12 protein-coding genes are annotated in these 15,467 nt (G+C 72.9%); 4 read left to right on the forward strand and 8 right to left on the reverse strand.

The genetic code is table 11. The features are described 5' to 3' along the window. Positions 1 to 65 precede the first annotated feature (65 nt). The 3 genes from ACIGXE_RS22565 (at position 66) to ACIGXE_RS22575 (ending at position 2,680) form a co-directional block, all read left to right on the forward strand. Complete coding sequence (locus ACIGXE_RS22565) at positions 66 to 1,067, forward strand: aldo/keto reductase (RefSeq protein ID WP_399750040.1); 1,002 nt, start codon at positions 66 to 68, stop codon at positions 1,065 to 1,067. An 88-nt stretch (positions 1,068 to 1,155) separates the two neighbouring features. Continuing rightward, positions 1,156 to 2,310 carry a PQQ-dependent sugar dehydrogenase gene (locus ACIGXE_RS22570; protein WP_399750042.1) on the forward strand — a complete coding sequence of 385 codons (1,155 nt, stop codon included), beginning with the start codon at positions 1,156 to 1,158 and terminating at the stop codon, positions 2,308 to 2,310. Between the two features lie 13 nt (positions 2,311 to 2,323). Then, positions 2,324 to 2,680, forward strand: coding sequence for a DUF6191 domain-containing protein (locus tag ACIGXE_RS22575; RefSeq protein ID WP_399750044.1), 357 nt, complete (start codon positions 2,324 to 2,326; stop codon positions 2,678 to 2,680). An 85-nt stretch (positions 2,681 to 2,765) separates the two neighbouring features. Here ACIGXE_RS22575 and ACIGXE_RS22580 read toward each other — a convergent pair whose 3' ends face one another. From ACIGXE_RS22580 to ACIGXE_RS22590, 3 genes are all read right to left on the reverse strand, one after another. Continuing rightward, the gene (locus ACIGXE_RS22580; protein ID WP_399750153.1) at positions 2,766 to 5,822 is read right to left on the reverse strand and encodes an AAA family ATPase; all 3,057 of its coding nucleotides are present in this window, start codon (positions 5,820 to 5,822) and stop codon (positions 2,766 to 2,768) included. A gap of 78 nt (positions 5,823 to 5,900) precedes the next feature. Continuing rightward, complete coding sequence (locus tag ACIGXE_RS22585; protein WP_399750046.1) at positions 5,901 to 6,074, reverse strand: hypothetical protein; 174 nt, start codon at positions 6,072 to 6,074, stop codon at positions 5,901 to 5,903. 231 nt (positions 6,075 to 6,305) lie between these two features. After that, entirely contained in the window at positions 6,306 to 8,558 is a 2,253-nt protein-coding gene (locus tag ACIGXE_RS22590) for an MMPL family transporter (protein WP_399750047.1), read from the reverse strand. Between the two features lie 348 nt (positions 8,559 to 8,906). On the opposite strand from ACIGXE_RS22590, the gene ACIGXE_RS22595 reads away from it, so the two are divergent. Further along, positions 8,907 to 10,103, forward strand: a complete 1,197-nt coding sequence (locus ACIGXE_RS22595) for an acyltransferase family protein (RefSeq protein WP_399750049.1) — start codon at positions 8,907 to 8,909, stop codon at positions 10,101 to 10,103. Positions 10,104 to 10,209: 106 nt separating this feature from the next. On the opposite strand, the gene ACIGXE_RS22600 is transcribed toward ACIGXE_RS22595, so the two are convergent. From ACIGXE_RS22600 to gatC, 5 genes are all read right to left on the reverse strand, one after another. Continuing rightward, on the reverse strand, positions 10,210 to 11,634 hold the full coding sequence (locus ACIGXE_RS22600; RefSeq protein ID WP_399750051.1) for a lectin: 1,425 nt from the start codon (positions 11,632 to 11,634) through the stop codon (positions 10,210 to 10,212). 114 nt (positions 11,635 to 11,748) lie between these two features. After that, a complete protein-coding gene (gatB, locus tag ACIGXE_RS22605) occupies positions 11,749 to 13,260 on the reverse strand; it encodes an Asp-tRNA(Asn)/Glu-tRNA(Gln) amidotransferase subunit GatB (protein WP_399750053.1) in 1,512 nt (503 codons plus the stop codon). 16 nt (positions 13,261 to 13,276) lie between these two features. After that, positions 13,277 to 13,510, reverse strand: coding sequence for a hypothetical protein (locus tag ACIGXE_RS22610; protein WP_360310704.1), 234 nt, complete (start codon positions 13,508 to 13,510; stop codon positions 13,277 to 13,279). 97 nt (positions 13,511 to 13,607) lie between these two features. Then, the gene (gene gatA / locus ACIGXE_RS22615; RefSeq protein WP_399750055.1) at positions 13,608 to 15,110 is read right to left on the reverse strand and encodes an Asp-tRNA(Asn)/Glu-tRNA(Gln) amidotransferase subunit GatA; all 1,503 of its coding nucleotides are present in this window, start codon (positions 15,108 to 15,110) and stop codon (positions 13,608 to 13,610) included. 7 nt (positions 15,111 to 15,117) lie between these two features. Then, positions 15,118 to 15,414, reverse strand: a complete 297-nt coding sequence (gatC, locus tag ACIGXE_RS22620) for an Asp-tRNA(Asn)/Glu-tRNA(Gln) amidotransferase subunit GatC (RefSeq protein WP_010984178.1) — start codon at positions 15,412 to 15,414, stop codon at positions 15,118 to 15,120. Positions 15,415 to 15,467: the final 53 nt, after the last annotated feature.

Consider the following 15,467-nt stretch of genomic DNA (forward strand, 5'->3'; position numbering starts at 1 on the left):
CTATGCGAAGAATCCCGGGCGCCATTGGTTACTTTGGGGGGCGGCACAGGGAGGGGTACCGGCAGGTGGAGCGCAGGACGATCGGGGCGGCGGCGCTCGGTGTGGGTGCGGTGGGCCTCGGATGCATGCCGATGAGCTGGGCGTACAGCGCCTCCCAGCGGCGGGGCGACCGCTCGCTGCGGACGGTGCACGCGGCCCTGGACGTCGGGGCGAACCTGCTCGACACCGCCGACATGTACGGCCCCTTCACCAACGAGCTGCTGCTCGGGCGGGTGTTGAAGGAGCGCCGGGCGGACGCGTTCGTGTCGACGAAGGTCGGACTGCTCGTGGGCGACCAGCACATCGTGGCCAACGGGCGTCCCGGGTACGTGCGCAGGGCCTGCGACGCCTCGCTGCGCCGGCTGCAGACGGACGTGATCGACCTCTACCAGCTGCACCGGGCCGATCCCGAGGTGCCGGTGGAGGAGACCTGGGGCGCGATGGCCGAGCTGGTACGGGCCGGCAAGGTGCGGGCGCTCGGGCTGTGCGCGGTGGGCGCCCGCTCGACGCGCCGGGGCGCTCCCGGCGGCGGCTACGAGGGAACGATCCGGCAGCTGGAGCGGATCCAGCAGGTCTTCCCGGTGAGCGCGGTCGAGGCCGAGCTGTCGGTGTGGTCGCCCGAGGCACTGGAGCGGCTGCTGCCCTGGTGCGCGGCGCGGGGGGTGGGCTTCCTGGCCGCGATGCCGCTGGGCTGCGGCTATCTGACCGGGACGCTGACGACGGGGGGCGGTTTCGAGGCGGACGACCCGCGGGCCCGGCACCCCCGGTTCACGGCCGAGATGATGGCGGCCAACCAGCCGCTGGTGGCGGGGCTCCGCCGGGTGGCGGCCCGGCACGGCGACGGGGTGACGCCGGCGCAGGTGGCGCTCGCGTGGGTGCTCGGCCGGGGCCCGCACGTGATCCCGGTCCCGGGCGCCAAGCGGGAACGGTGGGCCGTGGAGAACGCGCGGGCGACGGAGCTGGTGCTCGACGCGGCGGACCTCGGGGAGATCGCGGCGCTGCCGGCGCCCCGGGGGTCGTGGGACTGAGCGCATGATCCGGCGTGGGGCCGGGAACCCGATCGGCGCGAGCGGTGTATCAGAAGGGGAGGATCAGCGCCGGAAGGGGTCGGAAGCCATGGGTCGAGGCCGAGTCGGGGCGGCGGGCGCGGCGGGCGCCGCCGCGGTGCTGCTGCTCGTCACCGGGTGCTCGTCGCGCTCGGGCGGGGAGGGAGGCCGGACGGGCACTCCGCCCGCCCCGCCTGCGACGACCGTCTCGTCGGCACCGCCCGCCGCGTCGGCGGCGCCGTCGGTCGCCGCGGGCGGGGTCCGGGTGGCGGGGACGCTGACCGAGGGCCTCCGATCGCCGTGGGGCCTGGCCGAGCTCCCCGGCGGCGACCTCCTCGTCTCCTCGCGTGACGAGCGGACGATCACCCGCGTCGACGCGCGGACCGGGCGGCAGACCTCGCTGGGCGTCGTGCCGGGGGTGGTGCCGGGCGGCGAGGGCGGGCTGATGGGCCTCGCGGTGCGGGACGGCTGGGTCTACGCGTATCTGACCGCGGCCTCGGACAACCGGATCGTGCGCATGCGCTACGGGGGCGGGGCCGGCGACCGGCTCGGGGCACCCGAGCCGGTGCTCACCGGCCTCCCGAAGGGGCTGATCCACAACGGCGGGCGGATCGCCTTCGGCCCGGACGGGATGCTGTACGCGGGGACGGGTGAGACGGGGCGGACCGGGCTCGCCCAGGACCGGGGCTCGCTCGGCGGGAAGATCCTGCGCATGACTCCGGAGGGCCGGCCGGCGCCCGGCAATCCCTTCCCGGGCTCGGTGGTGTACTCGTACGGGCACCGCAATGTGCAGGGGCTGGCCTGGGACGCGGACGGGCGGCTGTGGGCGTCGGAGTTCGGGCAGAACACCTGGGACGAGCTGAATCTGATCGAGCCCGGCCGCGACTACGGCTGGCCGGTCGTCGAGGGCCGGGCCGGCCGGGCGGGGTTCACGGACCCGGTGGCGCAGTGGCCGACCGACCAGGCCTCGCCGAGCGGGATCGCGTACGCACGCGGCGCGATCTGGATGGCCGCGCTGCGGGGCGAGCGTCTGTGGCGCATCCCGCTCTCCGGTGCGGAACGTTCCGGGGAGCCGCGGGCGTTCCTCAAGGACGAGTACGGGCGGCTGCGCACGGTTCTGGCGACCGGAGGCGGCGCCCGGCTCTGGCTGGTGACCAGCGAGACCGACACCCGGGGCACGCCCGGGCCCGGTGACGACCGGATCCTCCGGCTGGAGGTCGGGTAGGAAGGCGAGACCGATGTTCAACCTGATGGAAGAGCTGTTCGCGCCCGGCCGGAAGCACACCGAGGACGAGCGGCAGCGGCTGGCCCTGACCAGGGAGGACCTGGGCGAGGGCGCCCCGCACAAGGGGCCGATAGACCTGGCCTCGGGCAAGGTCGTGGTCCGGATACCGGGCGCCGCGCCCGCGCCGGACGCCGTCCCGGACACCGCGCCCGAGGCCGAGGCCGCCGCCGAGCCGGAGGCCGCCGCCCAGCCCGAGACCCTCCCCGACACCGCGCCCGAGGCCGAGGCCGCCCCTGCGGCCGCGAACGGACCCGAGCCCGAGGTCGAGGCGGCCCCCGAGCCGAAGGCAGCGACCGAACCGGGCTCCTAGGCCCTGTTGTCGAACTCCCGCCTGCCCCGCGGGCAACGACGGGGAGTTCGACGCCAGGACCCAGGGAGGACACGCCGCCCCAGGGCTAAGGCTGGGGCTGGGGCTCCAGGAGGCGCAGGCGGTGGGCCAGGGCGGCGGCCTCGCCGCGGCCCGCGACGCCCAGCTTGGCCAGGATGTTGGAGACGTGGACGCTCGCCGTCTTCGGTGAGATGAACAGCTCCTCGGCGATCTGGCGGTTGGTGCGGCCCTCGGAGACGAGCCGCAGCACGTCCTGCTCGCGCGGGGTGAGGCCGAAGGCGTCGGGGGCGTCGGAGGCGTCGTCACCGGGCCCCGGCTCCCCCGGGGCGGAGCGGTCGGCGGTCAGCCGGCCGAGGCGCGCCCGGGCCGCGAGCAGCTCGACGTCCTCGCGCAGCGGGTGGGCGCCGAGGCCGGTGGCGGTGGCGTGGGCCTCGCGGAGCAGCTCGGCGGCCTCCTCCCGGCGGCCGCCCTCGGCGAGGAGGACGTCGGCGAGCCGGTGCCGGGCCCTGGCCAGGTCGTAGGGGCGGTCGAGCGCGGCGAAGGCGTCGACGACCTCGGCCCGGCGTTCGGCGCTGTCCCGGCCCTCGGCGCGGGCCAGCTCCGCGGACACGTGCAGGGAGTGGGCCTGCCAGACGGGCGCGGGGGCGGCCAGGCCCCGGACGCAGCGGCGGATCACGTCGAGAGCGGCGGCGCGGCCCTCGGCGGCGGCCGGGAGGCCCCGGGCGTCGGCCTCGGCGGTGACGGCGGCCAGGACGAGGGGCCAGCCGTAGCGGTGGGTGCCGGGCGGGAAGCCGGCCTCGACCGCGGCGGCGAGCTCGGTCCGGACGTCGGCGAGGCGGCCCTCGGCCGCGGCGACGGCGACCCTGACGTGTGCCATGGGCAGGGTGTACTGCGGGATCGGGTCGCGGCTGCCGTAGCGGGCGGCGGCCTCGGCGAGGCGCGCGGCGGCGACGGCGGGCTCGCCGCGGGCAACGGCCAGCTGGGCGAGCAGCAGCAGCGCGGTGCCGCCCGGCTTGGTGCCGGCGGCGCCGGTGCGCAGCAGCCGTTCGCACTCCTCCTGGACGCGGTCCCAGGCGCCGAGGGAGTGGAGCGACTCGGCGAGGTTGGCGCGGATCCAGCCGGCGCTGTCGACCAGGCCGCGGGCCCCGCACATCTCGATCCCGGCGGTGGCGGTCTCCACGGCCTCGCGGGAGCGGCCCAGCGCTTCGAGACAGGAGGAGATGTTCACATGGGCGCGGGAGGCCTCGTGGAACTGGCCGAGGGCCATGGTCCGTTCGCGGACCTCGTGCATCTCGGCGAGCCCGGGCTCGATGTCGCCGGCGGCCACCATGAGGGTGCCGAGGGTGAGTCGGGCGTTGAGTTCGGTCGCCTCGGCCTTCACCAGGCGGGCGTATTCGACGGCCCGCTCGGCGGCGGCGAGCGCGTCGGGGCCGGGGTTGCGGAGCATTCCCCAGCCGGCGGCGACGGCGAGCACCACGGCGTGCACGGCGGACGGCGGCAGGCCGCGGACGAGTTCCTGGGCGCGGGCGATCTCGGTCCAGCCGTCGCCGCGGCCCAGGTTGGACTGGATGCGGGCCCGCTCGACGGAGAACCAGGCGGCGCGCAGCGGGTCGCTCTCCTCGTCGCCGTCGAGCAGCCGCAGCGCGGTGCGGCCGATCTGCAGGGCGCGTTCGCGTTCACCGCTGAGCCGGGCGGCGACGGCGGCCTCGGCGAGCAGGTCGAGAAAGCGCAGCGGGGTCTCGGGGTCGCAGCCGCAGGCGGGATAGGCCTCGGCGTAGTCCATGGGGCGCAGCCCGCCGCGGACCTCGTCGGGAACCTCGTCCCACAGCTCCATGGCCCGTTCCAGGAGCCGCAGCTGCTCGGCGTAGGCGTAGCGCTTGCGGGTCTCCACGGAGGCGCGCAGGACGGCGGGCAGGGCGCGGGCGGCGTCGTGGGCGTGGTACCAGTACGTGGCGAGCCGGTTGGCGCGCTCGTCGGCGCGGACGAGGCCGGGGTCGCTCTCCAGGGCTTCGGCGTAGCGGCGGTTGAGCCGGGAGCGCTCGCCGGGCAGCAGGTCGTCGCTGACGGCCTCGCGCACCAGGGAGTGACGGAAGCGGTAGCCGTCGCCGTCCGGGGTGGCGAGCAGGATGTTGGCGCCGACGGCGGCGCGCAGCGCGTCGAGGAGGGCGTCCTCGGAGAGCCGGGCGACGGCGGCGAGCAGGTCGAACTCGACGGTGGAGCCGCCCTCGGCGACGATCCGCACGACCCGCTGGGTGTCCTCGGGGAGGGTCTCGACGCGGACCAGGAGGAGGTCGCGGAGGGAGGCGCTGAGGGAGCCGGCGTGGCAGCCGGAGTGGTGGGAGGCGACGAGCTCCTCGACGAAGAAGGCATTGCCGTCGGAGCGTTCGAAGACCTCGTCGAGGAGGGCGGGGTCGGGTTCGGCGGCGAGGATGCCGGTGAGCTGGCGGTGCACCTCGGCGCGGGTGAAGCGGGCGAGTTCGACGCGGCGGACGGAGCGCAGCCGGTCGAGTTCGGCGAGCAGGGGGCGCAGCGGGTGGCGGCGGTGGATGTCGTCGGCGCGGTAGGTGGCGACGACCACGATCCGGCCGCGGTGCAGGGTGCGGAAGAGATAGGCGAGCAGGTGCCGGGTGGAGGCGTCGGCCCAGTGCAGGTCCTCCAGGACGAGCACGACGGTGCGTTCGGCGGCGACGCGTTCCAGGAGCCGTACGGTCAGCTCGAAGAGACGGGCGGTGGCGTCCTCGGCGGCGGGCTCGTGGCCGGCGAGGTCGCCGAGCTCGGGCAGGAGGCGGGCGAGCTCGCCCACGTGCCCTTCGGCGGCGGCGGCGAGTTCCTCGGGGAGCCGGCGGTGCAGGGCGCGCAGGGCGGTGGAGAAGGGGGCGAAGGGGAGCCCGTCGGCGCCGATCTCGACGCAGCCGCCGAGGGCGACGACGGCGCCCTGGGCGCAGGCCGCGTCGATGAACTCCTCGATGAGGCGGGTCTTCCCGACGCCGGCCTCGCCGCCGACGAGGAGGGCCTGGGGCTCTCCCGCGGTCGCGCGGGAGAGCGCCTCGGTGAGGGCGGTGAGTTCGCCGGCGCGGCCGACGAAGACGGGGCTGACTGACCTGGTCTCCACGGCGCCGAGCATCGCACAGGCGTCCGTCGGTCCGCCCCTACGGGTGACGCCCGGGCGGGTGCCGGTCTCGCGGAACGTGCTCACCGGGGTTCACGCCGCCCGGGTGAAGTGGTTCCGGTCGGCGCTCACCCGCCCCTCCGGATCCTGGCGCCTGGTGGCCCGGCGGGCCCTGGCGGCGCGGACGGCCTCGCGGGCGAGGCGGGCGGTGGCGGCCTGGCGGATCAGCTCGGCGTGCTCGGCGCGGTGCAGCTCGTACAGGAACATCGTGTTCTCCCTGGGTGATCCCGGTTTCGGTATCGCTCCTCGCGATGCCTCTACCTTCGTCTCCCAGGGGGTGCGGCCACATGGGGAGAGTGCCGCATGTTCGGCGTACGGGGGGCCTTAGGCGCCCCGGGAGGGTCCTTAGGGAGGGCCCCGGAATGCCTCACCCAGGCCACCCGGGCCCCCGAATGCCTCATCCGCACGGCCACCCGGCCGCCGGAGGCGGTGGGTCCGTCACCCGGCGGGGTCGCGGACCCCCTCGGGCTCCTCCGCCTCGCCCATGATCACCCGCTGGACGGGTATCTTCGCGCCGGCGTCGACGGCGCGGGCGTCGGCGGCGACCCGGCTCTCGGGCGGCTCGATGCTGATCCGCGGCAGCCGGCGGTCGAGCCAGCGCGGCAGCCACCAGTTCGCACCGCCCAGCATGTGCATGAGGGCGGGGACGAGGAGGGTGCGCAGGACGAAGGCGTCCAGGGCGACGGCGGCGGCGAGCGCGATGCCGAACATCGCGACGCGTCGGTCGCCGGAGAGGACGAAGGCGAGGAAGACGGAGATCATGATGACCGCGGCCGAGTTGATCACCCGGCTGGTCTCGGCGAGGCCGACCCGTACGGCGCGACGGTTGTCGCCGGTCTCCAGCCACTCCTCGTACATCCGGCTGACCAGGAAGACCTGGTAGTCCATGGAGAGCCCGAAGAGTACCGAGACCATGATCACGGGGAGGAAGGGTTCGATGGGCCCGGCGCTGCCGAGGCCGAGCAGCTCGCTGCCCCAGCCCCACTGGAAGATCGTGACGACCACGCCGAAGGCGCCCGCGACGGCGGCGACGTTCATCAGCGCGGCCTTGAGCGGGATGCCGAGGGAGCGGAAGGCGAGCAGCAGCAGGACGCAGCCGAGCGCGATCACGACGCCGACGAAGAGCGGCAGCTTGCCGACGATGATCTCGGCGAAGTCGTCGTAGGAGGCGGTGACACCGCCGACGTGGACCTGGAGCGAGGTGCCGTCCGCGGCGGTCGGCAGGACGTCGTCGCGGAGCCGGTCGACGAGCCCGCTGGTCGCCTCGGACTGGGGCGAGGAGTCGGGTACGACGGTGAGGACGGCGGTGTCGCCGCCGTGGTTGTACGTGACCGGGGAGACGGACGCGACACCCTTGGTGTGCGCCAGCTGGGCGGGCAGCGCGTCGAGGGCGACCCGGTCGTCGGCGCCGTCGAGCTGGGCGACGAGGGTGAGCGGCCCGTTCGTGCCGGGGCCGAAGCCCTCGGCGATCAGGTCGTAGGCCTTGCGGGTGGTGGCGGTGGCCGGGTTGTTGCCCTGGTCGGAGCTGCCGAGGTGGAGCGAGAAGGTGGGCAGGGCCAGGACCGCCATGACGACGGCGGCGACGGCGCCGAGGAGCTTGGGGTGGCGCTCGACGAAGCGGGACCAGCGGGCGGAGAAGGTGGTGGGCAGCTCGGGCTCGGGGCCGTGCTCGGTGAGCCGGCGGCGTTCCTTGCGGCTGAGGGCGCGCATGCCGATGAACGACAGCAGCGCGGGCAGCAGGGTGACGGACGCGGCGACGGTGAGGACGACGGTGAGGCAGGCGGCGATGGCGACGCCGTTGAGGAAGGTGAGCCGCAGGATCAGCATGCCGAGCAGGGCGATGCAGACGGTGGCACCGGCGAAGACGACGGCCCGGCCGGTGGTGGCGACCGCGGTCCGCGCGGCCTCGGCCACGGGCAGGCCGCGTTTCAGGCCCTTGCGGTGCCGGGTGACGATGAACAGCGCGTAGTCGATCCCGACGCCGAGGCCGACGAGCATGCCGAGCATGGGGGCGAAGTCGGCGACCGTCATGACGTGGCCGAGGAGCACGATCCCGGAGTACGCGATGCCCACGCTGACCAGGGCGGTCGCGATGGGGAGCGCGGAGGCGGCGAGGGAGCCGAAGGCGAGGAAGAGGACGACGGCGGCGACGGCCACGCCGACGATCTCGGCGGTGTGCGCGGTGGGGGCCTCGGTGGAGCCGACGGCCTCGCCTCCGAGCTCGACCTGGACGGTGTCCGTGGCGGCGGCCTTGGCGGTGTCGACGAGGGCTTCGGACCGGGCCTGCGGGATGTCGGAGGCCTTGGCGTCGAAGGTCACGGAGGCGTAGGCGGTGTGCCCGTCCTCGCTGATCCGGCCCGGTAGGGATCCGTACGGGGAGGTGACGGAGGCGACGCCGGGGAGGTCCTCGACCTTCTTGAGCATCGCGGACATGCGCTGCTCGACGTCGGGGGCCGTCACGCTGCCGCGCTCGGTGTGCCAGACGATGGTGTCGGTGTCACCGCCGGCGCCGTGGAAGCCCTTGTCGAGGAGGGCGACGGCACGGCCGGACTCGGTGCCGGGGACGTCGTAGTCGTTCGAGTACGCGTTCCCGGCGAGCGCCGCGCCCGTGACGGCTCCGCCGAGGGCGAGGAGCCAGAGCAGGACGGTGACGAGGCGGTGCTTGATGCACCATCGTGCGATGGCTGCCAAAGGACGTGCTCCTCGGGTGGTTCGGGCTCCGCCGCCCACTCTCGCAGCCAAACGTGATCGTTTGTCCCTTTCGTGGCGATCCTCACAGGACGTGGCGGGTCCTCCGCATGGGGAGGACATGTGTTTGACAGGAGGTCCAAAGGAGGGAAAAGTAGCGCCGCGCGGTTTTCGGTTCCACGTTCAAATAACGGGCCCGGTTCCGCGCTGCGCGGCCAGCCGATCCTGTGACGAGTCAGGCCTCCATTCGCACCGGTCACTCATCCACGCCCGCCAGTCCGCGCCGGGATGCCGTCCGCGTGCCGACGGAAGGGGCGGCCACCTGTGACCGGCCGATCCCTGGGGGGGCTCATGACCATCCACACCGCGGCACCCGTCGCGGACCCGAAGCCCGGCCCGCCGCCGGCCGTCGGCAGCGGCGAACCGACGCCCGTCGCCACCCCCGCCAGGCCACGGCCGCCGCGTCTGGCCCTCGTGGACGGGCTGCGACTCGCGGCCTGTCTCTTCGTCGCCGCGTTCCACTTCCTGGGGACGACGAATCCGGCCATCTGGGGCGAGTCCCCCAAGGTCTTCGCGTACCTCGCGCACCGTGCCTCCATGTACGGCTGGCTCGGCGTCGAGATGTTCTTCCTCATCAGCGGATTCGTCATCTGCATGAGCGCCTGGGGCCGCACCCCGGGTCAGTTCGCGGTCTCCCGGATCTCCCGGCTGTTCCCCGCCTACTGGTTCGTCATCCTGCTGCTCGTCGCGCGCCTGGCGATCATCCCGGTGCAGACCGGCGACCTCGGGTCGCTCGTCCATCCGCGGGTCGTCGTCTCCAACCTGACGATGTTCCCCGGGCCGCTCAAGGTCGACCTCCTCGACGGCGTCGCCTGGACGCTGGACGTCGAGGCCCGGTTCTACCTGCTGATGGCCGTCGTCCTGAAGTTCGGCACCACCTATCAGCGCATGATGGGCTTCTGCACGGTGTGGCTGGTGGCGGCGTTCGTCACCCACTCCACCCAGAACAAGCTGCTCGACCAGTTCGTGCTCAGCCCGTACGCCGGCTACTTCATCGCCGGCATCGCGGTCTACCTCATGTGCCGCTTCGGCCAGAACCTGATGCTGTGGTTCCTGCTCGCCATGGCCTGGGCCTACCAGCTCAGCGTGCTCCAGATCCGCGTGAACTGGCACCCGGCCACGTCGAACACGGACAAGACCGTCTCCTGGACCCTGTGCGCCCTGCTCGTCACCGGGTTCCTCGCGATCCTGATGCTGGCCTCCCTCGGCCCCCTGAAGAAGATCCGCTGGCGCTGGCTGGTCACCGCGGGCGCGCTGACGTACCCCTTCTACCTGGTGCACATGAGCCTCGGCATCCCCCTGGCGAAGGGCCTCACGCGGCACGTGCCGGGGCTCGGCCCCTGGGGCACCATGGCCGTGACGACCACCGCCATGCTGCTGCTCTCCTACGCCGTCTACCGCTGGGCGGAGAAGCCCCTGAGCAGATGGCTCCGACGCAACCTCCTGAAGGGCCTCAAGCCCAAGGAGAGGCCCGAGTTCGCACACTGATCACCCCGCGCCTCGGCGCAGGAGAGCGGCCCCGCACCGGAACACCGGTGCGGGGCCGCTGCCCGTACGGGCGAGGGATCAGGCGTCAGCTCCGCGCGTCACCCGCTCAGAGCCGCTGCCACTGCTGGTTGGTGCCGCCGTTGGCGTACCAGAGGCCGACCGCGCTGCCGGCAGCCGTGGCCTTGCCGCCGACGTCCAGCGCCAGGCCGGAGTCCTGCGCGGTGATCGAGCCGCCCGCGTTGATGTTCCACTTCTGGTTGCTGCCGCCGTTGCAGGGCCACAGGATCAGCGGCGTGCCGCCCGCGGTGCCGCCGTGGTCGACGTCCAGGCACATGTTCCCGTAGACCCGGAGCTCCTTGGCGGCGGTGTACGTCCAGCGCTGGTTCTCCTGGCCGTTGCAGTACCAGATGATCATCTTGGTGCCCGGCTCCTGAGAGGCCCCGGGGACGTCCAGGCAGAGGCCGGAGCCCACGCCGCGCAGCGGGCCCGAGGTCGTGGCCGGACGGCCGGTGCCCCACCAGGCCCAGGCGAGCCGGTCGGCCGCCGAGGTGTTGGTGGTGCGCAGGGTCAGGTCCGTGCCGGTGCCCTGCAGCTCGGTGAGGCTGTAGCCGTCGCCGGCACGCAGACCGGGCCAGTAGACCGCGCCGATGCCCAGCTCGCGCACGGTGTCCGTCTGGGCCTGGAGCGCGGCGGTCTGCCAGCGCCCGCCGACCGGCCCGTTGTAGTCGATTCCGGTGCCGAGGTCGGCGCCGAACTCGGTCAGCACGGTCCGGGACGCGCAGTTCCCGACCTTGGTCCGCAGGTCGGCGGCCCAGCGGGCCGGATCGGTCCAGTCGGTGTGCCAGAAGCCGTAGTGGTGCAGGGACAGGTGGGTGCCGCTCAGCCGCGGGTCGGCACAGACGGGCCGGACGTCCTCGCTGACGCCGACGCCCCCGACGAAGACGCGCTCGCGCGGGACGGCGCCGTGGGAGCCCAGCCACTCGGCGGAGAGGTCGGCCCACTCGGTCGCGGAGTAGCCGTACGGCTCGTTCATCGGCTCGAAGTAGACCCGGTCGGTGTCGCCGTAGCGCTCGACGAGCGTCCCCCACATGGCGTCGTACGCGGCCTTGTCGTCGATCCGGCCGTTCCTGGCGGCTCCGGGGCCCTCCCAGTAGGCGAGGACGACCTTGACGTTCCTGGCGACGGCCGCGTCGATCGCACCGCGGTACGAGTCCCACCAAGCGCCGTTCACGGAGGCCGGGTTGACCGGCAGGCGGAGGGTGTTGATCCCGAACTTGCTCTGGAACTGCCCGACGACCGCGGTGGACTTGTAGTACGTCGTCAGGTAGTCGTCCTCGGCCGACAGGCCGGTCGGCACGACGGCGTCGACGGCGAAGTTGTCACGCGGGTCCGCCCAGTTGACGCCCTGGAACCGACCGCCGTCCGGTGCGCCCGCCGCGGCCGCCTCGGTCGCGAGCGGACCGGCCTGGAGGCCGATCAGCGCGAGCGAGCCGACGGCGGCAAGCGCCAGGGCTCTTCGAAAAACAGACATGTATTCCCCCATACGGTCAGTTGTCCGATCATCATGATCGTATAGCAGCGGCCCCGCACCGGGACGAACTCCGGTGCGGGGCCGCTGCGTTGACCCTACGGGCAGGGGCGGGGATCAGCCTTCGGTGACGCCGAGCCGCTCCAGGATCAGGTCCTTGACCCTCGCCGCGTCGGCCTGGCCACGGGTGGCCTTCATGACCGCGCCGACCAGGGCTCCGACCGCGGCGACCTTGCCGCCGCGGATCTTGTCGGCGATGGCCGCGTTGCCTGCGATGGCCTCGTCGACCGCCGCGCCGAGCGCGCTGTCGTCGGAGACGACCTTCAGACCGCGCTTCTCGACGACCTCGTCCGGGGTGCCCTCGCCCGCGAGGACGCCCTCGATGACCTGGCGGGCCAGCTTGTCGTTCAGGTCACCGGAGGCGACCAGGGCCGACACGCGGGCGACGTCCGCCGGGGTGATCGGGAGCTCGTCCAGCGAGACGCCCTGCTCGTTGGCGTTGCGGGCCAGCTCGCCCATCCACCACTTGCGGGCCGACGCCGCGTCGGCGCCCGCCTCGATCGTGGCGACGATCGGGTCGACCGCACCCGCGTTGAGGATGGACTGCATGTCCAGCTCGGACAGGCCCCACTCCTCGCGCAGCCGGTTGCGCCGCACGCGCGGCAGCTCCGGCAGTCCCTTCCGCAGCTCCTCGACCCACTCGCGGGAGGGGGCCACCGGCACCAGGTCCGGCTCCGGGAAGTAGCGGTAGTCCTCGGCGTTGTCCTTGATGCGGCCCGAGGTGGTGGTGCCGTCGTCCTCGTGGAAGTGACGGGTCTCCTGGACGATCGAGCCGCCGGAGGAGAGGACCGCCGCGTGCCGCTGGATCTCGAAGCGCGCCGCGCGCTCCACCGAGCGGAGCGAGTTGACGTTCTTCGTCTCCGAGCGCGTACCGAAGGTGTCGGAACCCTTCGGCATCAGCGACAGGTTGACGTCGCAGCGCATCTGGCCCTTGTCCATGCGCGCCTCGGAGACGCCCAGGGCACGGATCAGCTCGCGCAGCTCCGCCACGTACGCCTTGGCGACCTCGGGGGCCCGCTCGCCCGCGCCGACGATCGGCTTGGTGACGATCTCGATCAGCGGGATGCCGGCCCGGTTGTAGTCGAGCAGCGAGTGCGAGGCGCCGTGGATGCGGCCGGTCGCGCCACCGATGTGGGTGGACTTGCCGGTGTCCTCCTCCATGTGGGCGCGCTCGATCTCCACGCGGAAGATCTCGCCGTCCTCCAGCTGGACGTCCAGGTAGCCGTCGAAGGCGATCGGCTCGTCGTACTGGGAGGTCTGGAAGTTCTTCGGCATGTCCGGATAGAAGTAGTTCTTCCGGGCGAAGCGGCACCACTCGGCGATCTCGCAGTTCAGCGCGAGACCGATCTTGATGGCGGACTCGACGCCGACCGCGTTGACGACCGGGAGCGAGCCCGGCAGGCCGAGGCAGGTCGGGCAGGTCTGCGTGTTGGCGTCCTGGCCGAGCTCGGTCGAGCAGCCGCAGAACATCTTGGTGCGGGTGCCGAGCTCGACATGGACCTCCAGGCCCATGACGGGGTCGTACGCGGCGAGCGCCGCCTCGTACGACAGCAGTTCAGTGACAGTCACGGTGGAACTTTCCCTCTCAGCCCAGCAGGACGTCGTCGTCGCCGAGGCGCTTCAGCTCGCGGTACAGGATCGCGAGGCCGGTGACGATGGCGGCGGCGGACACGGCGGAGTCGATCAGGCGCAGCACGTCGTTGTCGTTGCGGGCCAGCTTGGCCTGCTTCGCGACGCTGACGGCGCCGAACGCGGTCGTCGCCAGCGAGACGTAGATGCCCGTCTTCGACTTCTTGAAGTTCTTGGCCTTCTTTGCCATGGCACTCACAGCATCTCTCCGTTCGCTTCTCCGCCCTCGCGGCGCAGAGGTGCGGCCATCGTCGCTGTCTGCGGCCCGGCGGCCGCGCGTGCGTCGCTCACAGTGAAGGAGCCTCCTCGAGCAGCGGGTGGCCCCACTTTTCCACGAAGGCGGCCTCGACCGCGGCACCGACCTTGTACAGACGGTCGTCCTTCAGGGCGGGGGCGATGATCTGCAGACCGACCGGCAGACCGTCCTCCGGCGCCAGGCCGCAGGGCAGCGACATGGCGGCGTTGCCGGCCAGGTTGGTCGGGATGGTGCACAGGTCCGCGAGGTACATCGCCATCGGGTCGTCGGCGCGCTCGCCGATCGGGAAGGCGGTGGTCGGCGTCGTCGGGGAGACGATCACGTCGACCTGCTCGAAGGCCTGCTCGAACTCACGGGTGATGAGGGTACGGACCTTCTGGGCCGAGCCGAACCACGCGTCGTAGTAGCCGGAGCTCAGCGCGTACGTGCCGAGGATGATGCGGCGCTTGACCTCGGGGCCGAAGCCGGCCTCGCGGGTGAGCGCGGTGACGTCCTCGGCGGACCGGCTGCCGTCGTCGCCGTTGCGCAGGCCGTAGCGGAGACCGTCGAAGCGGGCCAGGTTCGAGGAGCACTCGGACGGCGCGACGATGTAGTACGCGGAGAGCGCGAGGTCGAAGGACGGGCAGTCCAGCTCGACGATCTCGGCACCCAGCGACTTCAGCAGCTCGACGGACTCGTCGAAGCGCTGCACGACACCGGCCTGGTAGCCCTCGCCGCGGAACTGCTTGACGATGCCGACGCGCATCCCGGCGACCGAGCCGTTGCGGGCGGCCTCGACGACCGGCGGGACCGGGGCGTCGATCGAGGTCGAGTCGAGCGGGTCGTGGCCGGCGATGGCCTCGTGCAGCAGGGCCGCGTCGAGGACCGTACGGGCACACGGGCCGCCCTGGTCGAGCGAGGAGGAGAAGGCCACCATGCCGTAGCGGGAGACCGCGCCGTAGGTCGGCTTGACGCCGACGGTGCCGGTGACGGCGGCGGGCTGGCGGATCGAGCCGCCGGTGTCCGTGCCGATGGCGAGCGGGGCCTCGTACGCGGCGAGGGCGGCCGAGGAGCCACCGCCGGAGCCGCCGGGGATCCGGGTCAGGTCCCAGGGGTTGCCGGTCGGGCCGTAGGCGCTGTTCTCGGTGGAGGAGCCCATGGCGAACTCGTCCATGTTGGTCTTGCCCAGGATGACCACGTCGGCGGCCTTGAGCTTCTTGACCAGCGTCGCGTCGTACGGCGGGATCCAGCCCTCGAGCATCTTCGAGCCGACCGTGGTGGGCACGCCCTGGGTGGTGAAGATGTCCTTGAGCGCCAGCGGCACACCGGCGAGCGGGCCGAGCTTCTCGCCGCGGGCGCGCTTCTCGTCCACGGCGCGGGCCTGGGCGAGGGCGCCCTCGCGGTCGACGTGCAGGAAGGCGTGGACCTTCTCGTCGACGGCGTCGATGCGGGCCAGGTGGGCCTCGGTCACCTCGACGGCGGTGAGCTCGCCGGAGGCGATCCTCGCCGCGATCTCGGCGGCGGTGAGCTTGATGATGGTGCTGTTGTCCGTCATGACGTTCTTAGTCCTCCCCCAGGATCTGCGGCACCTTGAAACGCTGCTGCTCCTGGGCCGGGGCGCCGGAGAGCGCCTGCTCGGGGGTGAGCGACGGACGGACCTCGTCCGCGCGCATGACATTGGTCAGCGGCAGCGGGTGGGAGGTCGGCGGTACGTCTTGGTCTGCGACCTCGGAGACGCGGGCGACCGCGCCGATGATGTCGTCGAGCTGTCCGGCGAAGTGGTCGAGTTCTTCGGCCTTGAGCTCCAGACGTGCCAGCCGTGCGAGGTGGGCGACCTCCTCGCGCGTGATGCCAGGCATGCGGATCCTCACGGGGTGAGTCTGATGGTGTTGGCCCCAATCCTATGGGGCCC

It is taken from the genome of Streptomyces sp. NPDC053431, from assembly GCF_044544925.1.
Lineage (GTDB): Bacteria > Actinomycetota > Actinomycetes > Streptomycetales > Streptomycetaceae > Streptomyces.

Coding starts and splice junctions, on each gene's coding strand:
- ACIGXE_RS22585 (WP_399750046.1), bottom strand. CDS start 6,074: ATGTTCCTGTACGAGCTGCACCGCGCCGAGCACGCCGAGCTGATCCGC.
- gatA (WP_399750055.1), bottom strand. CDS start 15,110: ATGACGGACAACAGCACCATCATCAAGCTCACCGCCGCCGAGATCGCG.
- ACIGXE_RS22575 (WP_399750044.1), top strand. CDS start 2,324: ATGTTCAACCTGATGGAAGAGCTGTTCGCGCCCGGCCGGAAGCACACC.
- ACIGXE_RS22580 (WP_399750153.1), bottom strand. CDS start 5,822: ATGCTCGGCGCCGTGGAGACCAGGTCAGTCAGCCCCGTCTTCGTCGGC.
- ACIGXE_RS22570 (WP_399750042.1), top strand. CDS start 1,156: ATGGGTCGAGGCCGAGTCGGGGCGGCGGGCGCGGCGGGCGCCGCCGCG.
- ACIGXE_RS22595 (WP_399750049.1), top strand. CDS start 8,907: ATGACCATCCACACCGCGGCACCCGTCGCGGACCCGAAGCCCGGCCCG.
- gatC (WP_010984178.1), bottom strand. CDS start 15,414: ATGCCTGGCATCACGCGCGAGGAGGTCGCCCACCTCGCACGGCTGGCA.
- ACIGXE_RS22610 (WP_360310704.1), bottom strand. CDS start 13,510: ATGGCAAAGAAGGCCAAGAACTTCAAGAAGTCGAAGACGGGCATCTAC.
- ACIGXE_RS22600 (WP_399750051.1), bottom strand. CDS start 11,634: ATGTCTGTTTTTCGAAGAGCCCTGGCGCTTGCCGCCGTCGGCTCGCTC.